We start from the raw sequence: 1,383 nt of genomic DNA, 5'->3' as shown, positions 1-1,383 counted from the left end.
CTTTTCACCTTTCCCTCACGGTACTTGTTCACTATCGGTCGCCAAGTAGTATTTAGCCTTGGGGAGTGGTCTCCCCTGCTTCCCACGGGGTTTCTCGTGTCCCGCGGTACTCAGGATACTCTCTAAGCCAGTCTTCTTTTCGCTTACAGGGGTTTTACCTCCTATGCCGGAACTTTCCAGTTCGCTTCAGCTAAAAACACTGTCCCGTTTTGAGAGTCCTACAACCCCAACCCAGAAGTCAGAAATCAGATTCCGGACGCCAGATGCTTGCTTGCATTCTGACCTCTGGCTTCTGGCCTCTGTCTTCTGGATTGGTTTGGGCTAGTCCCGTTTCGCTCGCCGCTACTCTGGGAATCGATTATTCTTTCTTTTCCTCCGGGTACTTAGATGTTTCAGTTCCCCGACTTGCCTTCGCTGTACCTATTTATTCAGTACAGGATATCCAAATATGACTCTGGATGGGTTGCCCCATTCGGACATCCACGGATCTATGCCTGCTTACGACTCCCCGTGGCATTTCGCTGTTAACCGCGTCCTTCTTCGGCTCTTGGCGCCAAGGCATCCACCGTATGCCCTTTATATCTTGACCTTCTGGTTCTTCCTCGACTTGTTATAGATGATTTGAATGTCTCCTATGCGCTTAGTAATTCTTACCTGACGGAGCATAGATGCTCCTAAGTTCAAATTCGCCACACGCCAAAACCTTAAGTTTTTGCGCTTTAGAATTTGAACGCCATTTCGTTGTCTTTACTTTCGCATTTCGCATTCTGCTTTTCTCGTTGTGCAGTTTTCAAAGAACAAGGATGTTCGAGTATCGCGATGCCATGGATGGCAAAGAGCGACAAAGAACGACGCGCCATGGATGGCGCTATGTTAAAATGCGCCACGGATGGCATTAACATTTTAACTTCCGATTTGATTGACCACAGATTCCTCTGCGGCAGGATTGTCATCTTAACATTTCTGTCTCAACTTTTCAATCCTTAACTTTTTTCCATCACTGGAAATAATATTGAGTTCCATCTGTGTAATATTGGTGGAGGTAAGCGGGATCGAACCGCTGACCCCCTGCTTGCAAGGCAGGTGCTCTCCCAGCTGAGCTATACCCCCAACTAACATATAAACCATCTATACTCATTCATTCAGATCTAAATCTAAACTATTAAATAGATGGTGGGCCTGGGTGGACTCGAACCACCGACCTCACGCTTATCAGGCGTGCGCTCTAACCAGCTGAGCTACAAGCCCTCACATTTGGTCACTCAAAACTAAACAACAAGAAATAAATTGCTAAACTCACCTTACTTGAGAGTCAGTCCAGTTTGCACTGCTTTACTCTAAGTACCGACCTTGGAGTAGATTGAAGTCTAGCTTCAATCGGTT

At 46.6% G+C, this 1,383-nt stretch carries 2 tRNA genes and 1 rRNA gene; all 3 read right to left on the bottom strand.

Annotated elements, in window-relative coordinates:
* Nucleotides 1–589: ribosomal RNA gene (locus tag A7D23_RS01830) — 23S ribosomal RNA — on the bottom strand; the annotation flags it as partial.
* A 445-nt stretch (nucleotides 590–1,034) separates the two neighbouring features.
* Nucleotides 1,035–1,110: transfer RNA gene (locus A7D23_RS01825), tRNA-Ala, on the bottom strand.
* A 61-nt stretch (nucleotides 1,111–1,171) separates the two neighbouring features.
* Nucleotides 1,172–1,248, bottom strand: a tRNA-Ile gene (locus A7D23_RS01820).
* Nucleotides 1,249–1,383 lie beyond the last annotated feature (135 nt).

Origin of the sequence: Dehalobacter sp. TeCB1, from assembly GCF_001707455.1 — a bacterium.
Lineage (GTDB): Bacteria > Bacillota > Desulfitobacteriia > Desulfitobacteriales > Syntrophobotulaceae > Dehalobacter > Dehalobacter restrictus.
The sequence above is the reverse complement of the archived record's forward strand: the minus strand, read 5'-3'. Positions and strand labels throughout refer to the sequence as shown.